This is a genomic window from Streptomyces atratus, assembly GCF_900119365.1.
GTDB classification, from domain to species: Bacteria; Actinomycetota; Actinomycetes; order Streptomycetales; family Streptomycetaceae; genus Streptomyces; species Streptomyces atratus_B.
The window spans coordinates 90167-106647 of sequence record NZ_FPJO01000007.1 but is presented as its reverse complement, the minus strand read 5'-3'; the positions used below and the strand labels follow the sequence as shown (position 1 = coordinate 106647).

The following is a 16481-nucleotide window of genomic DNA, read 5'->3' as shown; positions in this document are numbered from 1 at the left end:
TCGCTTTCCAGGTCGCTTGGGGGACACGTTACGTCGGCGCCGCCCCCTCGCGGGAGTGTCCCAACCGCCCCTGATGCCCGGAAAGTTCCGCCGTGCCCCGGGTGTGCGGGGCACGGCGGTGGGTTCCGTTCAGCCCGCCGTGCGCGGGATCCGCTTCTCCCAGGTGCGGTGGAAGACGACCTCGCCGCCCTCCTTGCAGACCACCTCGTTGGAGGTGATGAAGTCGCTGTCGTCCGCACTGATCTCGGAGCGCGTCTCGATCCGTACGTCCCACGCCAGCTCCGGGCGGTGCAGCCGGATCGCCCAGTCGGAGCGGGTGCGTGCGGAGAGCGGGTCGTTCTCCTGGACCGTGTACGTCTCCAGGGCGTCCTCGGTGAACTCCAGGCCGTCCGGGTAGACCCGGGTGCCGCCGTAGCGCGGGTCGACCTCCAGCCGCCATTCGCCCTTGGCGACATCGCGGACCACCAGCCGCTCCGGGCGCTGTTCGTCGAGCGTCACCGGGTAGACCACGCCGAGCGGCTCCGACTGCTCCGGCTCCTCGAACCGGATCGCGGGCTCCTCGACGGGCCGGCGCACCGGCAGTTCGACGAGGCTGCCGTCGGCGTCCAGGGTGAAGCCCACCGACCCGGCCTGCGGCCAGATCCACGGCCAGTACGAGGAGGAGACCGCGAGCCTGATCCGGTGGCCGGGCGGGAAGGTGTGCCCGATGCCGTTCAGCTCGAACGTCACGTCCTCGGTGCCGCCCACCGGCCAGTCGTCCGCGCGGTCGCGGCCGCCCCGGGCGGAGAGGTTGAGCGCGCCCCGGGTGACCAGCGTGGAGGAGCCGTCCGGCGCGACGTCGCAGAGCCGGGCGATCGCCTGGCCGCGCGGCACGTCCATCCGGATCCGCAGCTTCACCCGGGGGCGGCCGAGGATCTCGATCGGGGCGTCCTTGACCGGGAATTCGAAGCAGACCGACTTGGCGTCCTCGTCGCGCTGGTCGGGCGGCAGGTCGGCGTCGTTGCCGAACGGGAAGAAGCGCCCGGCGTCCAGCCCCGTCTGCTGCGGCGAGTCGACGATCTGCGGGCCGCCGCGGAGGGCGTACGCGACCGGCTCGATGTTCGGGGACGGCCAGCTGTGCTCGCCGGCCCAGCGGCCCGACAGCGTCTCGTACACCGTGGCGGGGCGGTGCGACTCGCTGATCCAGGACCGCAGCAGCGGCTCGGACATGACGCCGGTGTCCTTGTCCTTCAGGTGCTGGTCCCACCAGCGCAGCGTCTCCTGGAGGAAGCCGATCGACGGCCCCGGCGGCAGCCCGCGGTCCGGGTACTGGTGCGACCACGGACCGATCAGGCCGCGGACCCGGTCCGGATCGATGTGCTCGACGAGCCGCAGGACGGTGTCGCGGTACGGGTCGTGCCAGCCGCCCACCGCGAGGACCTTCGCCCGGATCGCGGAGTAGTCCTCGCAGACGCTGCCGTGCTTCCAGTAGTCGTCGCGGGTCTGGTGCGCCAGCCAGGTGTGGATGAACGGATCGACGGCCTCCAGCCGCTTCAGCCACATGTCCTTCCAGCCCTCGCCGACCTGCGCCGGGTCCGGCGGCCGGGAGACGAAGGCCAGCATGGTCGCCGCCCAGGCGTGCATGTCGACGGCGAGGACCGAGCCGCCCATGTAGTGGACGTCGTTGTCGTAGCGGTCGTCGGTCGAGCAGACGGTGACGATCGCCTTCAGCGGCTCGGGGGCCAGCGCGGCGATCTGGAGCGAGTTGAAGCCGCCCCAGGAGATGCCGAACATGCCGACCCGTCCGGAGCACCACGGCTGCTGGGCCAGCCAGTGGATGACGGCGACGCCGTCGGCCAGCTCCGTCGCGTCGTACTCGTCGCCCGGCAGGCCCTCGCTGTTGCCGTGTCCGCGCACATCCACCCGGACGGAGGCGTAGCCGTGGCCCGCGTACCAGGGGTGGCGCTGCCAGTCCCGCGGCGCCGTCCAGTCGCTCAGCCGGTAGGGCAGGTATTCGAGCAGCGCGGGCACCGGTTCGTCGGTGACGGGCCGCCAGATCCGGGCGTAGAGCCGGGTGCCGTCCGGCAGCGGGATGCGGACGTCCTCATGGGTGGTCTCGTACGGGAACGTGGTGCGGATGTGCATGGCGGTACCTCAGTGGACGGGGTGCATGGTGCGTTTGAGCCAGGGTGCGGCGGCGATCACGGCCACACCGGCCACCACCGCGATCGCGCCATTGACACCGAAGTAGGCGGGGTTGGAGACCTCGCCGTACAGCTTCACGACCTGTGCCTGGATGCCGTTGGCGAGGGCCAGTGAGAGGAACCAGAGCGCCATCGTCTGGCTGGCGAACGCCTTGGGGGCCAGCTTGGTGGTCGCGGACATGCCGGAGGTCTCCAGCAGGATGTCGCCGAGGCCGAGCAGCAGGTACGAGCCGACGATCCACCAGGCGGCCATCTTGTAGGTGTCGCCGGAGTGACCGGAGGTCGGCAGCACCATCAGCAGGAAGGACAGCCCGCCGAGGATCACCCCGATCGCGATCTTGTTGGAGGCATGCGGCTGGCGCGGCCCCATCCGGGCCCAGACGGTGGCGACCACCGGGGCGAGCGCGACCTCGAAGGCGCCGAGTGCGGAGGCGTACCAGCTCGCCGGGAAGTGGAAGCCGAAGATCTCGGTACGGGCGTTGGTCGACGCGAGCAGCATCATCGTCGAGTACGCCTGGAACAGGATGAAGTTGAAGACCACGGAGGCCAGGAACAGCACCACGTACGGGCGCAGCCTGCCGCGTTCCTCCGGGGTGACCCGGGGGCTGCGGAACATCACCACGAAGTAGACGACCGGGGCGATCACCGAGATCAGGGTGAGCAGGTCGACGAAGCGGTCCATGGTCAGCCAGCCGGCCAGGGCGAGCGCGGTGGCGACGGCGGCGACCACGACGACGCCGGCCACGATCAGCCGAATGGCGCGGCGCATGGGTGCCGGTGCCAGCGCGAATTCGGCGCTGTGCTTTCGCCCGGCCAGGTGACGCCGGCCCAGCACGTACTGGATCAGACCGAGCGTCATGCCGAGGGCGGCGGCCGAGAAACCCCAGTGCCAGCTCGCGTGGTCCCCGAGCCAGCCGGTGACCAGAGGGCCGAGGAACGCCCCGATGTTGATGCCCATGTAGTAGAGGGCGAAGCCGGCGTCGCGGCGCTCGTCGGCGGTGCGGTAGAGCTTGCCGACCATGGTCGCCACATTGGGCTTGAGCAGACCGGTCCCGGCGCTGATCAGGCCGAGGCCGACCCATGTCATGGTGTCGGTGGGCACCGCCATGGCGTAATGCCCGCAGGCGATGAGGATTCCGCCGTACAGGACGGCGCGGTACGAGCCGAGGATCCGGTCGGCCAGCCAGCCGCCGGCGACGGAGACCAGGTAGACGAGGGTGCCGTAGGCGGCCGAGACGGAGGCCGCGGTGCCCGCCTCCATGCCCATGCCGCCGTGGGCGACGGTGTCGGCGAAGTAGAGGACCAGGATCGCCTGCATGCCCAGGAACGAGAACCGTTCCCAGACCTCCAGGCCGGACAGGGTCATCAGCCCTCGTGGCTGGCCGAAAAAGGCATGGTCGTCTTCGGGGGGCGGCTGACTCGGTTCGGTGTCGGTGGCCGTGTGGGACAAAGGGAGAACTCCTGATCGTATGAGCTGATCCCGAACATACCGCCGGTGGCGGGAAGGCGCCCATGGTGATCCAAAGGGGACCGGATACGCTGAGTTGAGTGATGACAGCGACACATCGACATTCCGTGTGATCGTCAGCAGACAGGAGATCCCCTCGTGACCGTCGTCGGGCCGTTCGGGCTGAGCGTGCGGGACCAGGCACTTGAGGCCGATGTCCAGGCCGGGTTGGCTGCTGTCGAGTCCGGGCTGCTCGATGCCACCAAGAGCGGCGTGCCCTTCATCACGGAGGCCGCGCAGCACCTCGTACGCGCCGGGGGCAAGCGCTTCCGGCCGCTGCTGGCGATGCTGGCCGCCCAGTTCGGCGACCCGGACGCGCCTGGCGTGGTGCCCGCGGCCGTCGTCGTCGAGCTGACGCACCTCGCGACGCTCTACCACGACGACGTGATGGACGAGGCGGACGTGCGCCGCGGCGTGGACAGCGCCAACAGCCGCTGGGGCAACTCGGTGGCCGTGCTGACCGGCGACTTCCTCTTCGCCCGCGCCTCGCACATACTGGCCGACCTCGGTCCGGAGGCCGTACGCATCCAGGCGGAGGCGTTCGAGCGGCTGGTCACCGGCCAGATCCTGGAGACCGCGGGGCCGGGCGACGGCCGCGACCCGGTCGAGCACTACCTCGAAGTGATGCGCGGCAAGACCGGCTCGCTGATCGCGGTGGCCTGCCGGTTCGGCGCGATGATGGCCGGCGCGGACGAGTCGACGGTGGACATCCTCACCCAGTACGGGGAGCGGCTCGGCGTCGCCTTCCAGCTCGCCGACGACGTGCTCGACATCGCGTCCGACTCCCACGAGTCCGGCAAGACCCCGGGCACCGATCTGCGCGAGGGCATCCCCACGCTCCCCGTGCTCCACCTGCGGGCGCAGGCGGAGGCCGACGGGAAGCCGGACGACCTGGCGCTCGTCGAGCTGCTCGACGGCGACCTCAGCGACGACGCCCGGCACGCCGAGGCGCTGCGCAGGCTGCGCGCCCACCCGGCGCTGGAGCAGGCCAGGCGGGACACCGTCCGGTACGCGGAGGAGGCGCGCGCCGCGCTGACGCCGCTGCCCGAGGGCTACGCGAAGGCCGCGCTGCGGGAGCTGTGCGACGCGGTGGTGCACCGCGCGGGCTGAGCCCCGCAGTGGCGCATCCCTGACGAACGGGGTAGGGCCGGTCCCGCGGTGTCATACCGAAGAGGTACGCGGAGTTGCTCCCGGGGGCTGACGCCTCCGTGCCGCCGGTTTGGTCAGATGGAGAACAACCACTCCTGACCAAACCGGGTGAGAATGGCGGCGCGGAGTGGACGAGTGCAACCGGACGGAAGCCGCCGACCACGGAGGTAGGGCACACATGGCACCGAACGACAGCGCAGGGACCGACGGCGGGACCAGGGGCACCGCCGCGGGCCGCCGCAAGGCGGCGCGCTACATCGTCCCGGTCGCGGTGGCGGGAGTCGCGGCCGCGACGATCGGGCTCGTCCCGGCGCTCGCGAACTCCGGCGACCCCGATCTGCCGAAGATCAGCGCACAGGAACTCATCGAGAAGATCGCCGCTTCGGACACCGAGCAGCTCTCCGGCACGGTGAAGATCAGCACGGACTTCGGCATCCCGTCGCTCGGCGGTCTGGCCGAATCCTTCGCCCCGGGCGGCGCGGGCGGCAAGGGCGGTTCGAGCGCCGACCCGCAGGAACGGATGACGGAGCTGGCCTCCGGCACGCACACCCTCCGGGTGGCCGCCGACGGCCCCGACAAGCAGCGGCTGTCGATCCTGGACAACGCGTCCGAGTACAGCCTGATCCACAACGGCGATCAGGTCTGGGCGTACGACAGCAAGTCCGACCAGGCCTACCACGCCACCGAGGACCGGGTGGGCAAGGACGCCGGGAAGAAGTCCGGGCACCCCGTTCCCGAAGGCGTGCCCACCACCCCGCAGGCCCTTGCCGAGCAGGTGCTGAAGGCCGCCGGTCCCACCACGTCGGTGACGGTCGACGGCACCGCGCAGGTCGCCGGACGCGACGCGTACAAGCTGGTCGTCAAGCCGAAGCAGAGCGGCTCCACGATCGGTTCGGTCACGGTCGCGGTCGACGCGGAGAACGGCGTGCCGCTGAAGTTCACGCTGCTTGCGAGCAGCGGCGGCAAGGCCGTCGTCGACGCCGGCTTCACCAGGGTCGACTTCTCGAAGCCGGACGCCTCCTCGTTCACGTTCACCCCGCCCAAGGGCACCGAGGTGACCGAGGCCGACGACGCGAAGGCGCAGCACAAGGCCGACAAGAGCCTCGACGGCCTGATCCCGGGCGCCGAGGAGCTGGGCGCCGGGGGCCAGGATGCCAAGGACACCAAGGTCATCGGCGAGGGCTGGAACGCCATCGCCGAGATCACGACCCCGGGCGGCACCGGCCTCCCCTCCAAGGAGTCGGGCGACGTCCCGGCCGAGGCCCAGCAGTTCCTGGACGCGCTGGGCGACAAGGTCACCGGCAAGTTCGGCTCGGGCACGGTCTTCAAGACCCGCCTGGTCAACGCCCTGATGACGGACGACGGCAAGGTGTACGTCGGCGCGGTAACCAAGGACGCGCTGGTCCGGGCGGCGAACAACGCCTCCTGACGCCGGGGCGCGCCGCGCTTCCCGCACCGCTCACCCGCCCCGTCGTACGCTCCGTACGGCGGGGCGGTCCGCCCTGGGGCCTGTCGTCGAACTGCCGTCTGCCGCACGGTTCGACGACAGGCCCTGGCCCGTCCGGCGGACGGGCCCTGCCCGACCCATGGGGAGTACGCATGACAGAGTCCGGGACCGTCGTCGAACCGACAGCGGTCACCGAGCCGGGAGCCGTGATCGAGACCCGGGGCCTCACCAAGCGCTACCGAGGCGGCCAGCTCGCCGTCGACGGCCTCGACCTCAGCGTCCCCGCCGGCAGCATCTTCGGGTTCCTCGGCCCCAACGGCTCGGGCAAGACCACCACCATCCGCATGCTGATGGGCCTGATCGAGGCGACGTCCGGCACCGCGCGGCTGCTGGGCCACACCATGCCGGGCGCCGCCCGCACCGTGCTCCCGCAGGTCGGCGCGCTGATCGAGGGGCCCGCGCTGTACGGCTTCCTGAGCGGCCGGGACAATCTGCTGCGGTACGACTCCGCCGACCCCACCGCCGATCCGCGTACCCGCCGGGCCCGGGTGGGGCAGGCCCTGGACCGGGTCGGGCTGGCCGCGGCGGCCGGGAAGAAGGCCAGGGCGTACTCGCTCGGCATGAAGCAGCGCCTGGGCCTCGCCGCCGCCCTGCTCCAGCCGCGCCGCCTGCTCGTCCTCGACGAGCCGACCAACGGCCTGGACCCGCAGGGCATGCGGGAGATCCGCACCCTGGTCAGGGAACTGGCGGCGGACGGCACCACCGTCTTCCTCTCCTCGCACCTCCTCGACGAGATCGAGCAGGTCTGCACGCACGCCGCGGTGATGGCCAGGGGCCGGCTGATCACCCAGGGCCCGGTCGCGGAACTGGCCGCGGGCGCCCGCGGCCGGCTGGCCGTCACCACCCCCGACCCGGGAGAGGCCGCCCGGGTCCTCAAGGAGCTGGGCGTCACCGGGATCGCGGTCGACGGCGACCGGGTGAGCGCCGAGGCCCCGCCGGGCGACGTGGAGCTCGCCGACCTCAGCGCCGCGCTGGTGCACGCCGGCGTACGCCTGAGGTCCTTCGGCGTCCAGCGGGCCTCGCTGGAGGACGCCTTCGTCGCACTCACCGGAGAGGGTTTCGATGTCGCAGGCTGAAACCGCAGTCGCCGGGGCGGGCCGGGCGCCGAGCCCGCTGTGGACCTTCGGGATCCTCCGCTCCGAACTGACCACCACACTCCGCCGCTGGCGCACCCTCGCGCTCCTCGGCGTGCTGGCCGCCGTGCCCGTGCTGATCGGCATCGCGGTGCGGATCGAGACGGGCGACGGCTCCTCGCCCGGACCGGGCGGCGGCGGGGGAGGCCCGGCGTTCCTCTCCCAGGTCACCAACAACGGACTCTTCCTGGTCTTCGCCGCCCTCGCCGTGACGCTCCCGGTCTTCCTGCCGATGGCCGTCGGCGTCGTCGCGGGCGACTCGGTCGCGGGTGAGGCCAACGCGGGAACGCTGCGCTACCTGCTGGTCGCCCCGGCCGGCCGCACCAGGCTGCTGCTGACGAAGTACGCCTCGGTGCTGGTGTTCTGCCTGGTCGCGACCCTGGTCGTGGCGCTCTCCGCGCTCGCCGTGGGCGCGCTGCTCTTCCCCGTCGGCGAGGTCACCACCATCTCGGGGACGCGGATCGGCTTCGGCGAGGGGCTGTTGCGGGCCGGGCTGATCGCGGTGGTGGTCGCGGCGTCGCTGATCGGGTTCGCGGCGGTCGGCCTGTTCGTCTCGACCCTCACCGGCAGCGGCATCGCGGCCATGGCCGCCACCGTCGGGCTGCTGATCACCGTCCAGATCGTGGACGGCATCCCGCAGTTGAGCGCGGTGCACCCGTATCTCTTCCCGCACTACTGGATGTCGTACGCGGATCTGCTGCGCGACCCCGTCCACTGGGACGAAGTGGTCAAGAACCTGGGGCTTCAGGGCTTGTACGCGGCGGTGTTCGGCTCGGCGGCCTGGGCCCGATTCACGGCGAAGGACATCACCGCCTGACGCACGGGGTGCAACGCCCCACTCGCGCCGTCGGCCGGGCGAGCCGTCCCCCGATCGGCTCGTCGCGGCACGAGCGGCACGAACGGTGCGAATTGCAGGAACGGCACGACACGGCACGTTCCGTTTCCGCCTGGGTATTGTTCGACCTCTGGCGACAGGCTGTCAACAACGGCTGGTTCGGACACGCCTATGCTCACCGAATGATCACATCGCAGAGCTCGCAGCGCCGCAGCGAGAGATCACGGAGGGCGACCCTGGAGGCCGCTCTCGAACTGTGCACGGAGAAGGGGTACGGCCGCGTCACGGTCGAGGCCATCGCGGCCAGAGCGGGCGTCAGCAAGAAGACGATCTACCGCTGGTGGCCGTCGAAGAGTGCGGTGATCCTGGAGGCCTTCACCGACGCGCTGGTCGGCACGACGCCGTTCGCGGACACCGGCGACATCGCCGCCGATCTGCGGGCCAATCTGGCGGGCGGGGTGAAGCTCATCAACACGCCGCCCTTCGGCCCCGCGTACGCCGGGATCCTCTCCGAGATGCACCACGACGACGAACTCGCGCGGGCCGTCCGGGCGAAGCTGGTCGACCCCCGCTTCGAGGAGGCGGTCGCCCGCCTGCGCCGGGCCCAGGAGCAGGGACAGATCCCGCCGGAAGCCGATCTCCCGCTGGCCGTGGAGATGCTGTACGGCCCGATGTACTACCGCCATGTCCTGCGCAAGCCGATCCAGGACGAGGAGGAGATCGCGGCACTGGTCGCGCATGTGCTGCGGGCGATAGGGATGCTCCCGGAACCGTGAGGCCGGGGCGGCTGTCAGACGGCCGTGCGAGCATGCGACGCATGGGAAACCTGTACGACTACTTCAGCGCACCGGACGACCCCACGGCCCTGGCGGCCTTCGGCCAGGGGATCGAGGAGGCCGGTCTCCCGCTGCTCCCGGTCAAGGGCATCGACCCGTACGTGCAGTTGGGCCAGGCCGAGAGCATGCTCACCGGCACGCCGTACGACGACGTCACCTCGCTCCCGCGCTTCAACCGGCTGCTCAGCTCCCCCGAGGACGAATCCCGCTGGCTGGTCACGCTCACGGACGAGCTGCGCGACGCGCTCGCGGCCGTGAGAGCCGGCGGGTTCGCCGAGGTGGCCGAAACCTGGTCGCACATCGATGAGTTCGGAGGCGATGTCCCGCCCGGCGAACTGGCCGGCTTCCTCATGAGGCTGGCTGACCTGGCCGAGGAGGCGCGGGCCCGCCCCGAGCCGCACCGGCTCTACTGCCTGATGTCGCTCTGACACCCCGTCGGCCGGTACGGACGGCTCAGCCGAACACCGCTCAGCCGAACACCCGCTCAAGCACCTCCGCCACCCCGTCGCCCTCGTTCGACGACGTCACTTCGTCCGCCGCGGCCCGCAGCTGCGGATGGGCGTTGGCCATGGCCACGCCGTACCCGGCCGTCCGGAACATCGGCAGGTCGTTGGGCATGTCCCCGAAGGCGATCGTGGAGTCCGCGGCCACGCCGAGGTATTCGGCGGCCAGCGCGAGCCCGGTCCCCTTGTCGACGCCGTACGGCTGGAGTTCGACCGTGCCGGGGCCGGAGAGCGTGACGGTGGCGAGATCGCCGACGGCGCCGCGGGCCGCCTCGGCCAGTGCGTCGTCCGTGAGCTCCGGGTGCCGGATGAGCACCTTCACCACGGGAGCGGACCACAGCTCGTGGCGGTGCCGGGTCCGTTGGGCGGGCAGCGTCGGATGGGGCATCGCATACCCCGGCTCGATCAGGGTCCTTCCCTCGGCCCCGTCCTGGTCCACGGCCGCGAAGACCGGCCCCACCTGGGCCTCGATCTTGCCGAGCGCGGCGTCGGCCGCCTTCCGGTCCAGGGTGAGCGCGTGCACCAGCCGCCCGGACCCGGCGTCGTACAGCTGGGCCCCCTGACCGCACACCGCCGGTCCCCGGTAGCCCAGTTCGGCGAGCAGTCCGCGTATCCCGGGCACGGGCCGCCCCGTGACCACGAGATGCCGGGCCCCGGCACGGGAGGCCAGGGCGAGCGCGGCGCGGGTGCGGGGGCTCACGGTGTCGTCGCGGCGCAGCAGGGTGCCGTCCAGGTCGGTGGCGACGAGGGCATATACGGGTGGGGTGGGCATGGCGCAAGCCTAAGAGCGCCCGGAGCGCGGACAGGATCGCGTTGACAGGCCCCCGCCGGGATGCGTGTAATGAACCCGGTGTCGCGTGACGCCGGCCAAAGAGCAGTGGGCCGGCCGGTGCTCGGGCGAACACCCTTCACCGAGGGGCCCGTCATGAGTTCATACTCCGCGCCCTGCATCTGACGCAGCCGCGACCGCTGGTCGCACTCTCCCGTTCCGCATGCCCCGGCACCGTGCGCCGTCATGGGCCGCGCATCGCGCTCACCCGTTCCCACGGAGACACAGAACGCATGCCCACACCTTTCAATGAATCCGTCATCGAGGAGTTCCGCGCCAACGGCGGGAAGGTCGGTGGTCCCTTCGAAGGCGGGGACCTGCTCCTGCTGACCACCACCGGCGCCAGGTCGGGGAAGGAGACCACCACGCCCCTCGGCTATGTCCGCCACGGCGACGCGCTGCTGGTCGTCGGCTCCGACCTCGGCGCCCCGCACCACCCCGCCTGGTACCACAACCTGCTCGCCCACCCCGTGGTCCGGGTGGAGCTCGGTACCCGTACGTTCCAGGCCCTCGCGGTCCCCGCGCAGGGGGCGCGGCGCGAGGAACTGTTCGCGCACGCCGTGAGGGCGGCGCCCGGTTACGCCGACTACCAGGCCCATACCACCCGGCTCCTCCCGGTCGTGGTGCTGGAACGCGCCGAGCCCGAGGGCTGGGAGCCGCCCCGCGAGATCACCACCCTCGCCGGCAAGGTGATGGAGGTCCACACCTGGTTGCGGGGCCAGTTGCGCCAGGTGAAGGCGGAGGTGGACGCCCACTTCGCCGCACGGGCCGCCCATCAGGGCCCCGGCGCGCCACCGGCTCCGGGCCTCGGGCTCCAGATCAGGCAGCGCTGCCTGGCGTTCTGCCAGTCGCTGGAGTTCCACCACACCAGCGAGGACGAGCACCTGTTCCCCGGCATCGCCCGCTATCACCCGCACCTGACGGACACCTTCGCCCGGCTCGCCGCCGAACACCGCACGGTCGCCCGCGTCCAGGGCGAGCTGGTGGCCCTGCTGGCGGACATCGGCACCGCCGACCCCGAGCGCTTCCGCGCCGAGCTGGACAGGATGTCCACGGAGCTGAACGCACACCTCGACTACGAGGAGGAGCAGATCCTGCCGCTGCTGGCCGGGGTCCCGTGGCCTCCGGCTCCTCCGACCTGAGTCACGCTACGCAATCAATTGCTACGCATGGTAATCATGACGAGAGGGTGCATCGGGCGGCGGCGAGGGTGCCGAACCTTACCCCGCTGGGCGATCTTCCCCTCTTGAGCCCCGGCGGTTCTCGTGACCGCCGGGGCTTTCGCCACTGGAACGGACCTCAGCGGCCGGCCGTGGCGAGGGCGTGTCCGAGCGCTTCGTCGAGCAACTCCCGCAGAGCCGAGGAGGCCGGGGCGACAGCGGTGGCAAGCAGTGCCGGGCCGCCGGCCAGAGGCGCGAGGACCGCACAGCCGTCCTTGATCCCTTCGCGGAGCAGGACGGGGGCTCGGCTGACGTCCAGATCCGGTTTCACGACGAGGAGTTGGCCGACGGCGCGGTGTCCGTCCAGGACCGAGGGGCCGTCCCACCCGGGCGCCGGGTCCCCGTAGGCGGTGTGCTGGTCGAGCAGCAGGCGGCCGGCGTGGTGGACCCGGATGCGGCTGACGAGGTGGCCCGGCTCCTCGTCGGCTCTGCCCAGGATCTGCTCCTCGCGCAGCAGCAGTCGTGAGGTCGCGGCAAGGTTGACGGTGCAGGTCTGGCGCAGATTGCTGCCGGCGGCGCTGATCAGCGGCTGTGGCAGCCAGCGCAGGCAGGCGTGCTCCCCAGCGGTCAGCCGTACGTCGTAGGTGGCCGGCGCGGTGGTGGGACCGCGGAGGGCGAGTGTGGCGGCGGCCGTGGTGACCTCCAGTTCGGCTCGGTCTTCGGCGGTGATGTCGAGGGCGAGTCGGTCGCCGCCGAGCGGGGCGCTCATCGCACCGATGATCCCCACTGTGGCAGCCCGTCCGCCGGTGCGCATGCGTCGTAGATGGAACGGGCCGTCACTGCGCAACTGCGGGAGTGTGGTGACGCGTCCGTTGTACGTGGCACGGATGCGGGCGGTGGCATGCACACCGTCCGGGTGTCCGCAGGATGCCTCGGTCCCGGCGGCGGGGACGGCGGGATCGAGCGGGGTATCGGGCTCAGCGAGTCGGGAGCCGGAGCTCATGCCGCCGCCTTCGCGCGCCACCGGGTGAGGTGTCCGGTGATCCAGTCGGCGATCTCGCGGATGCCGTCGTCGGAGGTGAGGCTGGTGAAGACGACGGGAAGGGCGCCGCGTTGCCGTTCGGCGTCGGCGGCCATGGTGGCGAGGTCGGCGCCGACATGCGGAGCGAGGTCGGTCTTGTTGACGACGAGGAGGTCGGCGTTGGTGATGCCGGGTCCTCCCTTGCGGGGGATGTCGTCGCCGCTGGAGACGTCGATGACGAAGATCTGCACATCGACAAGGCCCTTGGAGAAGGTGGCGGTGAGGTTGTCGCCACCGGACTCGACGAGCACGAGATCGAGGGGGTCGAGGGTCTGGTCGAAGTGCTCGACGGCCTCCAGGTTGGCGGAGATGTCGTCCCGGATCGCGGTGTGCGGGCAGGCTCCGGTCTCCACCGCGGTGATCCGCTCGGGCGGCAGCACGGCCTCGCGCAGCAGGAACTCGGCGTCCTCACGGGTGTAGATGTCGTTGGTGACGACGGCGAGGGAGAGTCTGTCGCGCAGCGTGCGGCAGAGCGCGGCGACGCTGGCGGTCTTGCCGGAACCGACGGGACCGCCCAGGCCGACGCGGAAGGCGCGGAGGCTGCCGTCCGCGCGCAGCGGCTCGGCGCTGTAGGTGTGGCGGTGGGGCATGGTCACGGGGTGATCGAGGTGCATGGAGACTCCAGGGGTCAGGGGTGGGTTCAAGAGGCGAAGAGCCGCACGGTCCAGGCGGCGTGCTGTTCCGCGGTGATGTCCAGCAGCGGAGAGGACGCCGACGGCAGGGCGTCAAGACCTTCGGTCTTTACGCGGGCCGCCGCGCCGGCGGCGTTCGCAGCGACGGCGTCGGCCTCCGTGCTCAGGCGTGCCAGCAGCCACGAGGCGGCGAGGGGATCGAGGCTGAGCAGGCGCACCGCCGCGGTGGCCGGGCCGCCGACGGCCTCGTACGCTGCGGCACAGGCGGCGTCCTCCGGGGTGAGCCCGGCGGCTCGGGCGGCGATGCCCTGGACAATGGGCTGGTGGGCACCCCGGGGTCGCTCGGCGGCCAGGCGGTCGAGTTCGGCGGACGGGAAGGTGGCGCGTGCCGCGCGCATCATCTGCCGGCCGAGCTTGCGGGCCACGGCGCGCAGCGCGGGGACGGGGGTGCGTGCGTCGGCGGCGTCGTCCAGCATGAGGGGGTCGCAACCGGCGGCGGCCGCGGCAGCCAGGCCGGCCGTGGTCAGACCGGTGGTGTGCAGGCGCCCGCGGCAGAAGGCTTCGAGGCTGTTGATGTCGTGTACGGCTTTGTGGGCGACCGCGGCTTCGACGCCGCCGGAGTGGGCGTGCCCGCCGGCGGGGAAGCGGCCGTCGGCCAGCAGGAGCAGTGCGGCAGGGCTCATGGGCGATCCGGCTGCCTTTCGCGGGGTCGGATGGCGCAGTGGTCCAGGAGGGCACGGGTGCCTGCCCGGACCACTGCTGCGGTGACGGCGTCGCCGTCCGGGCGGAGGCCGGTCAGAAGAGGAAGTACCTCTGAGCCATGGGGACTTCACTGACGTAGGACCGCGGCACGGTCACTCCGTTGAGTTCCGTGCGGGCGTCCCCTGTGGTCGCACCGCCGATGGTGACCTCGAAGCTGTTGTGGTCGACGTGGAGACTCTCCGGCACCGTGTCGTTCAGCTTCATGTCGGCCTTGGTGACGTCCCGGATGCTCGTCGAGATGTCCATGAACTTCTTGCCGAGGCCGAGCCCACCGGTCGCCGTCTCGGTGACGTTCCCGCTGCTGTCCTGGACAGTGACGACTCGCGAGTTCAGCTCGTCGGCCACGCCAGGCGCCACGAAGTTGTACGAGTTGCTCAGGGGGGAACGGCCGGTGGAGCCCCAGACCGCTCGCGGCAGGAAGGGCTGCGGTGTCGTGATCGATGCGTTGGCGTCGCCCACCTGCGCGTAGGCGAGTTGCCCGCCCTTGAGAACCATGTGCATCTTGACGCCGAAGAACTTCGGTTCCCAGAGCACCAGGTCGGCGAGCTTCCCGGTCTCCACGGAACCGACGTGACCGTCGATGCCGTGCGTGATCGCGGGGTTGATCGTGTACTTGGCGACGTAGCGGCGCGCCCGGTAGTTGTCGTTCGGGATCAGCCGCTCCGCGTTGTGGGAGTGGTCGGCGTCGTCAGCGATCGGGCGGACCTTCGCGTTGGCGAGGTCCTCCTTCAGAGGGCCGTATCGGGACTTCATGACGTGTGCGGTCTGCCAGGTGCGCATGACCATCTCGCCGATGCGTCCCATCGCCTGGGCGTCGGAGGACATCATCGAGATGGCGCCCATGTCGTGGAGGAGGTCCTCCGCGGCCATGGTGGACGGCCGGATACGGGAGTCGGCGAAGGCCATGTCCGCCGGAATATCCGGATTGAGATGGTGGCAGACCACCATCATGTCGACGTGCTCCTTGACGGTGTTCACCGTCAGGGGGCGGGTCGGGTTGGTCGAAGCGGGCAGTACATTCTTCTCTTTGACCAGTTCGATCATGTCCGGGGCGTGGCCACCGCCGGCGCCCTCGACGTGGAAGATGTGGACGGAACGCTTTCTGCCGTCTCTCGTGAAGGCGTTGCGGGTGCTGTCCAGGAAGCCGGATTCGTTCAGTGAGTCGGCATGCAGGGCCAGTTGGACCTGACGGCTTTCGCACACGTCCAGCGCCGCGTCGATCACGGCGGGCGTGGCTCCCCAGTCCTCGTGGACCTTGAACCCGATGACGCCTGCGTCGACCTGTTCGTTGAGGGCATCCGTGTTCACCGTGCTGCCCTTGCCGAGCAGGCCGATGTTGACCGGGTACGCGTCCAGGCTTTCGAAGGCCCGGGTGATGTGCCACGAGCCCGGGGTCACGGTGGTGGCCGTGCTGCCCTCGGCGGGGCCGGTGCCGCCGCCGATGAGCGTGGTCACGCCCGAGGCCAGGGCCTCGTGGATCTGCTCCGGGCAGATGAAATGGACGTGGGTGTCCACGCCCCCCGCGGTGAGGATCCGCCCGTTGCCGGAGATGACCTCGGTGCTCGGACCGACCACGAAGTTCGTCGGCCGCACCGTCTCCGGCAGCTTGTCGCTCGGGGACGTACGGTCCGGCATCTCGAACCCGTTGTCCGGGATCGGGTCCATCGTCTCGGGGTTGTACGCCTTGCCGATCGCGGCGATCGCACCGTCGCGGAGCCCGACGTCGGCCTTGACGACACCCCACCAATCGAGGATCAGCGCACCGGTGACGACCGTGTCCACGGGCGTGCGGCCTTCAGCGTCCCCGCCTCTGGAGATGTGGGACATTCCCATCGACTCCCGGATCACTTTTCCGCCACCGAAGATCATCTCGTTACCGCTGTGCTTCGGACCGCCGCTCCAGTCCGCCTCGATCTCGACGGTCAGGGCGGTGTCGGCCAGGCGGACGCGGTCCTTGGCGGTGGGCCCGTACAGAGCGGTGTAATCGGCCCGCTTCAGCACGTTGCTCGGCGGGGTCGATTTGTTGTTGCTCACCGGTGCGCCACCTCACGCAGTCCCTTGACCTGTCGATCCCCCTGGATCTCCACCAGCTCGACGCAGCACTCGTCGCCCGGCTCGAAGCGCACGGACGTACCCGCGGCGATGTTCAGCCGCCGCATCCGCGCCGCCTCGCAGTCCTTGAGCTCCTGGGGCGACTCCAGTTCCGGACCGGAAGGGACCTCGACCTTGAGGACCTTCAGCCCCGGGTTGACGTCGGCGAAGTGATAGTGGGAGCCGACCTGGACAGGGCGGTCCGACATGTTCTTCACCCTGATCCTCGTCCTGCCCGCACCCGGCAGCGTGGTGGCGTCCTCCTGCAGGTCT

14 protein-coding genes and 1 pseudogene are annotated in these 16481 nt (G+C 70.8%); 7 read left to right on the top strand and 8 right to left on the bottom strand.

Annotation, left to right across the window (positions count from 1 at the left end; all coding sequences use genetic code 11):
* Window positions 1-129 precede the first annotated feature (129 nt).
* On the bottom strand, window positions 130-2124 hold the full coding sequence (locus tag BT364_RS14815) for a CocE/NonD family hydrolase (RefSeq protein ID WP_072485612.1): 1995 nt from the start codon (window positions 2122-2124) through the stop codon (window positions 130-132).
* A gap of 9 nt (window positions 2125-2133) precedes the next feature.
* Window positions 2134-3633 (bottom strand): peptide MFS transporter, encoded by a 1500-nt coding sequence (locus BT364_RS14810; protein ID WP_072485611.1) that lies wholly within the window; start codon window positions 3631-3633, stop codon window positions 2134-2136.
* Window positions 3634-3789: 156 nt separating this feature from the next.
* Here BT364_RS14810 and BT364_RS14805 point away from each other — a divergent pair, with 156 nt between their 5' ends.
* The 6 genes from BT364_RS14805 (at window position 3790) to BT364_RS14780 (ending at window position 9578) form a co-directional block, all read left to right on the top strand.
* Complete coding sequence (locus BT364_RS14805; protein ID WP_072485610.1) at window positions 3790-4800, top strand: polyprenyl synthetase family protein; 1011 nt, start codon at window positions 3790-3792, stop codon at window positions 4798-4800.
* Between the two features lie 217 nt (window positions 4801-5017).
* Window positions 5018-6268 (top strand): LolA family protein, encoded by a 1251-nt coding sequence (locus BT364_RS14800; protein ID WP_072485609.1) that lies wholly within the window; start codon window positions 5018-5020, stop codon window positions 6266-6268.
* A gap of 170 nt (window positions 6269-6438) precedes the next feature.
* Window positions 6439-7422 carry an ABC transporter ATP-binding protein gene (locus BT364_RS14795; protein WP_072485608.1) on the top strand — a complete coding sequence of 328 codons (984 nt, stop codon included), beginning with the start codon at window positions 6439-6441 and terminating at the stop codon, window positions 7420-7422.
* Window positions 7409-8296: an ABC transporter permease gene (locus BT364_RS14790; protein WP_072485607.1), complete on the top strand. Its 888-nt coding sequence runs from the start codon at window positions 7409-7411 to the stop codon at window positions 8294-8296. The genes BT364_RS14795 and BT364_RS14790 overlap by 14 nt, the downstream gene beginning before the upstream one ends.
* 200 nt (window positions 8297-8496) lie before the next feature.
* A complete protein-coding gene (locus BT364_RS14785) occupies window positions 8497-9090 on the top strand; it encodes a TetR/AcrR family transcriptional regulator (RefSeq protein WP_072485816.1) in 594 nt (197 codons plus the stop codon).
* A gap of 41 nt (window positions 9091-9131) precedes the next feature.
* The gene (locus BT364_RS14780) at window positions 9132-9578 is read left to right on the top strand and encodes a hypothetical protein (RefSeq protein ID WP_072485606.1); all 447 of its coding nucleotides are present in this window, start codon (window positions 9132-9134) and stop codon (window positions 9576-9578) included.
* A 40-nt stretch (window positions 9579-9618) separates the two neighbouring features.
* On the opposite strand, the gene BT364_RS14775 is transcribed toward BT364_RS14780, so the two are convergent.
* Window positions 9619-10425, bottom strand: coding sequence for an HAD family hydrolase (locus BT364_RS14775; RefSeq protein WP_072485605.1), 807 nt, complete (start codon window positions 10423-10425; stop codon window positions 9619-9621).
* Between the two features lie 290 nt (window positions 10426-10715).
* Between BT364_RS14775 and BT364_RS14770 the strand changes: the two genes are divergently transcribed.
* Window positions 10716-11624 (top strand): nitroreductase/quinone reductase family protein, encoded by a 909-nt coding sequence (locus BT364_RS14770; RefSeq protein ID WP_072485604.1) that lies wholly within the window; start codon window positions 10716-10718, stop codon window positions 11622-11624.
* Window positions 11625-11781: 157 nt separating this feature from the next.
* Here BT364_RS14770 and BT364_RS14765 read toward each other — a convergent pair whose 3' ends face one another.
* From BT364_RS14765 to BT364_RS44190, 5 genes and pseudogenes are all read right to left on the bottom strand, one after another.
* Complete coding sequence (locus BT364_RS14765; protein ID WP_177328131.1) at window positions 11782-12645, bottom strand: urease accessory protein UreD; 864 nt, start codon at window positions 12643-12645, stop codon at window positions 11782-11784.
* Window positions 12642-13337: an urease accessory protein UreG gene (gene ureG / locus BT364_RS14760; protein ID WP_072485602.1), complete on the bottom strand. Its 696-nt coding sequence runs from the start codon at window positions 13335-13337 to the stop codon at window positions 12642-12644. The genes BT364_RS14765 and ureG overlap by 4 nt, the downstream gene beginning before the upstream one ends.
* 26 nt (window positions 13338-13363) lie before the next feature.
* A complete protein-coding gene (locus BT364_RS14755; RefSeq protein WP_072485601.1) occupies window positions 13364-14038 on the bottom strand; it encodes an urease accessory protein UreF in 675 nt (224 codons plus the stop codon).
* A 112-nt stretch (window positions 14039-14150) separates the two neighbouring features.
* Window positions 14151-16151, bottom strand: a complete 2001-nt coding sequence (locus BT364_RS14750; protein ID WP_072485600.1) for an urease subunit alpha — start codon at window positions 16149-16151, stop codon at window positions 14151-14153.
* A pseudogene (locus BT364_RS44190) lies at window positions 16148-16450 on the bottom strand (urease subunit beta); the annotation flags it as partial. The pseudogene BT364_RS44190 and the gene BT364_RS14750, both read right to left, overlap by 4 nt.
* Window positions 16451-16481 lie beyond the last annotated feature (31 nt).

Bases quoted from the DNA above. Each gene is read 5' to 3' on its own strand.
- BT364_RS14815 (WP_072485612.1), bottom strand. From the start codon at position 2,124: ATGCACATCCGCACCACGTTCCCGTACGAGACCACCCATGAGGACGTC.
- BT364_RS14765 (WP_177328131.1), bottom strand. From the start codon at position 12,645: ATGAGCTCCGGCTCCCGACTCGCTGAGCCCGATACCCCGCTCGATCCC.
- BT364_RS14770 (WP_072485604.1), top strand. From the start codon at position 10,716: ATGCCCACACCTTTCAATGAATCCGTCATCGAGGAGTTCCGCGCCAAC.
- BT364_RS14755 (WP_072485601.1), bottom strand. From the start codon at position 14,038: ATGAGCCCTGCCGCACTGCTCCTGCTGGCCGACGGCCGCTTCCCCGCC.
- BT364_RS14795 (WP_072485608.1), top strand. From the start codon at position 6,439: ATGACAGAGTCCGGGACCGTCGTCGAACCGACAGCGGTCACCGAGCCG.
- BT364_RS14775 (WP_072485605.1), bottom strand. From the start codon at position 10,425: ATGCCCACCCCACCCGTATATGCCCTCGTCGCCACCGACCTGGACGGC.
- BT364_RS14800 (WP_072485609.1), top strand. From the start codon at position 5,018: ATGGCACCGAACGACAGCGCAGGGACCGACGGCGGGACCAGGGGCACC.
- BT364_RS14780 (WP_072485606.1), top strand. From the start codon at position 9,132: ATGGGAAACCTGTACGACTACTTCAGCGCACCGGACGACCCCACGGCC.
- ureG (WP_072485602.1), bottom strand. From the start codon at position 13,337: ATGCACCTCGATCACCCCGTGACCATGCCCCACCGCCACACCTACAGC.
- BT364_RS14790 (WP_072485607.1), top strand. From the start codon at position 7,409: ATGTCGCAGGCTGAAACCGCAGTCGCCGGGGCGGGCCGGGCGCCGAGC.
- BT364_RS14785 (WP_072485816.1), top strand. From the start codon at position 8,497: ATGATCACATCGCAGAGCTCGCAGCGCCGCAGCGAGAGATCACGGAGG.